Below are 3,945 nucleotides of genomic sequence, written 5' to 3'. Positions count from 1 at the left end.
AACCCACCCAGGCGGTCAACCGACCACCGGCATGCACCCTCCACCCACCCTCATCACCCTCCACACGCCCATACACAACAACCCCCCGGGCACCGCTCTCGTCCGGTTCGCCGACGATGAGTTGGAGTTGGACACCACCGCGCTCCGGCAGCACCAGCGGGGTGGTCAGCGTCAGCTCTTCGATTCGCTGGAGACCGACCTCTTCGGCCGCCCGAAGGACCAGGTCCAACAGACCTGTACCGGGGAAGAGCGTCGTGCCCTGGATGGTGTGGTCGGCCAACCACGGATGCGCAGTGGTCGACAGATGGCCGGTGAACAGCAGGTCGCCGCCGTCCGCCGGGCGCAGCATCGCACCGAGCAGGGGGTGACCGGTCGGTGTGAGCCCCAGACCGCCGGGGTCGGCCGACGCGCCGGCGGCGGAGAGCCAGTGGCGCGAGGTCTGGAAGGCGTATGTGGGCAGGTCGACGCGACGGGCTCCGCTGCCCGCGAAGAACGCGCGCCAGTCCACCGGGACGCCCCGGGTGTGGAGTCGGCCGAGGGCCGAGACCAGGGTGGCCGTCTCGGGATGTCCGGCACGCAGGGCCGGTACTGACACCACGGCGTCCTGGGCGGCCGCCCCGTCCTCGACGGTGGCGCCGACCAGGGCCGAGAGCACACCGTCGGGGCCCAGCTCCAGCAGAGTGGTGACTCCTTCCAACTGGAGGGTGCGGGTCGCGTCGGCGAAGCGGACGGCCTCGCGAACCTGTCGAGCCCAGTAGTCCGGCGAGCGCAGCTCATCGCCTTCGGCCAGGCGACCTGTCACGGTGGAGACGACCGGGATCCGGGGGGTGTGGTAGGTCAGTCCGGCGGCGATCTCCCGGAACTCCTCCAACATCCCGTCCATACGGGGCGAATGAAACGCATGCGACACCGTCAGACGACGAGTCCTGCACCCCAGCAACTCCAACTGCTCAACCACGGAGACGACCGCATCCTCATCACCGGACACCACCGTCGCCCGAGGCCCGTTCACCGCAGCGATCGCCACCCGACCATCCGACAGCAGCGGCAGAACCTCCGCCTCGGCCGCCTGCACCGCCACCATCGCCCCACCAGCCGGCAACGCCTGCATCAACCGCGCCCGCGCCACCACCAACACCGCAGCATCCCCCAGCGACAACACACCAGACACATGAGCCGCCACCAACTCACCGACCGAATGCCCAGCCACAACATCCGGCCGCACACCCCACGACTCCACCAACCGGAACAACGCCACCTCAACCGCAAACAACGCCGGCTGCGTCAACGCCGTCCGATCCAACAACTCCGAATCAACAGACCCGAACACAACCTCCTTCAACGACCGCCCCAACTCCCCATCCAGAACACCACACACCTCATCAAACACACGCGCAAACTCCGGCACCCGCTCATACAACTCACACCCCATACCCAGGCGCTGACTCCCCTGCCCCGTAAACACAAACGCGGTCTTCCCGCCGACGGCAGAGCTTCCGCCTCGTACGTCTTCCCCGCGTGCGAGGGCGTCGAGACCTCGCAGCAGCGCCGTACGATCCTCACCGACGACGACCGCACGGCGTTCCAGGGCGGCCCTGGTCGTCGCCAGCGAGAACCCGACGTCCGTCAAGGACAGTTCCGGGTTCGCCGTCAGGTGAACGTGCAGCCGCTCGGCCTGCCCGCGCAGAGCCTTCTGGTCCCGCCCGGACAGGAGCCACGGGATCGTGGTCAACGGAGCCGGGGGAGCGTCCTCGGTCCCCGCATCGGCGTCGGAGGCGGCCTGCTCGATGATGACATGCGCGTTGGTGCCACCGAATCCGAAGGAGGAGACACCAGCGCGTCGGGGCGCCTCGGTCCGCGGCCAGTCGTGGGCCGCCGTGAGGAGGCGTACGGCCCCGGCCTCCCAGTCCACATGCGGCGACGGCTCATCGACGTGCAGGGTCCTGGGCAGAACACCGTGCCGCATGGCCTCGATCATCTTGATCACACCACCGACACCCGCAGCAGCCTGAGCATGACCGATGTTCGACTTCAACGACCCCAGCCACAGGGGCCTGCCCTCCGGACGCTCCTGGCCATAAGTGGCCAACAGCGCCTGCGCCTCGATCGGGTCTCCGAGCGTCGTACCGGTACCGTGCGCCTCGACCGCATCCACGTCCACAGCCGACAAACCGGCATTGGCCAACGCCTGGCGGATCACCCGCTCCTGCGAAGGACCATTCGGCGCTGTCAGACCATTGGACGCACCGTCCTGATTGACCGCACTGCCCCGCACGACCGCCAGCACCCGATGCCCCTTGCGCCGAGCATCGGACAACCGCTCCACCAACAGCAGACCCACACCCTCCGACCAGCCCGTACCATCCGCAGCAGCCGAGAACGACTTGCACCGGCCGTCGGCGGCCAGACCACGGAGCCTGGAGAACTCGACGAAGGCGACCGGGGTCGACATCACCGTCGCGCCGCCCGCCAGGGCGAAATCGCACTCGCCCCGCCGTAGCGCGTTGGCCGCGAGATGCAGTGCGACCAGGGAGGACGAGCAGGCCGTGTCGACCGTGACCGCCGGGCCCTCAAGGCCGTACGTGTAGGCCAGTCGTCCCGATGCGATGCTCCCGGCACTGCCGCTGAAGAGGTATCCCTCGAAGTCCTCGGGCGGAAGGTGGGGTCGGGACCCGTAGTCGCTGTACATGACGCCGGTGAAAACGCCGGTACGGCTGCCTCGCAGCGTCTCGGGATCGACCCCGGCGCTCTCGAACGTCTCCCACGCCGTCTGCAACAGCAGTCGCTGCTGGGGGTCGGTGGCGAGCGCCTCGCGCGGCGACATCCCGAAGAATTCCGGATCGAACTCGTCGGCATCGTAAAGGAATCCACCATGACGGGTGTAAGACGTGCCCGCCTGCGACGGGTCCGGGTCGTACAACTCATCCAGATCCCAGCCGCGGTTGACCGGGAATTCACCGACCGCGTCCACACCGTCCGACACCAACCGCCACAACTCGTCCGGGGAATTCACACCTCCCGGATAGCGGCAGGCCATGCCCACGATGGCGATCGGCTCATGCTGCCTGTCCTCGACATCGTGCAGGCGCTTGCGCGCGTCGCGTGCATCGGCGATGGCCCGCTTGAGATATTCGCGGAGCTTTTCCTCGTCAGCCACGTGCTCTCAGCTTTCCCGGGATGGAGTGGTCAGGGATGCGGGTCGGGGTGCTGCCCCCGGTGGCGGGGGCGCGGTCATTCCAAGTCGTCCAGGAGGGCGAAGAGCTCTTCGTCCGTGGCGGAGTCGAGGTCCTCGGACTCGTCGGCCTCGGCAGCGCTTCCGGCCTTCGCGGCGAGCTCCAGCAGCTCCCGCAGTCGGGCGGTGATCCGCTCGTGGCCGGAGTCTGCGGTTCCGTCGCTGCTGCGGATCGCCTCCTCGATGCGGTCGAGCTCTGCCAGTACGGACACGTCCGCCGACGACTCGTCGAAGCCCAACTGGTCCCGTAGATGGGCCGCGAGGGCGTCGGGGGACGGGTGGTCGAAGACGAGGGTGGTGGGCAGCCGCAGTCCGGTCGCCGCATTGAGCTGGTTGCGGAGTTCGACGGCGGTGAGCGAGTCGAAGCCCATGTCCTGGAAGGCCCGGTCCCCCGCGATGCCGTTCGTGTCGGCGTGTCCGAGCACTCCGGCGACATGCGTCCGTACGAGATCGCTGAGCGTGTGCTGTTGGTCGGCCGGGGAGAGGCCGGCCAGGCGCTGGGTGAGCGACTCCTCCTCGGCGGGTCCGCTCGCGGCGGCCGATCGCCGCCGGGGAGCGGTGGGGACGAGGCCGCGCAGCATGGGGGGTGTGGTGTCGGGGTGCTGGTTGCGCAGGGCACTCGTGTCGAGTCCGGTGACGGCCAGCACCGCCTCGCCCGTGGTGTGGGCCGCGTCGAACCAGGCCATCGCGTCCGCGGAAGAGATCGGCGCGAG

Annotated in this window: 1 protein-coding gene and 1 pseudogene; both read right to left on the bottom strand. The window is 68.6% G+C overall.

Annotated elements, in window-relative coordinates:
• Positions 1 to 3,151: pseudogene (locus ACWEKM_RS46060) on the bottom strand (type I polyketide synthase); the annotation flags it as partial.
• 80 nt (positions 3,152 to 3,231) lie between these two features.
• The coding region (locus tag ACWEKM_RS46055; RefSeq protein WP_451627289.1) for a phosphopantetheine-binding protein at positions 3,232 to 3,945 on the bottom strand (714 nt) is incomplete at its 5' end.

The sequence above is a fragment of the Streptomyces sp. NPDC004752 genome, assembly GCF_053601275.1.
Note: the sequence above shows the minus strand (reverse complement) of the source record. Positions and strands in the feature narration are given on the sequence as shown.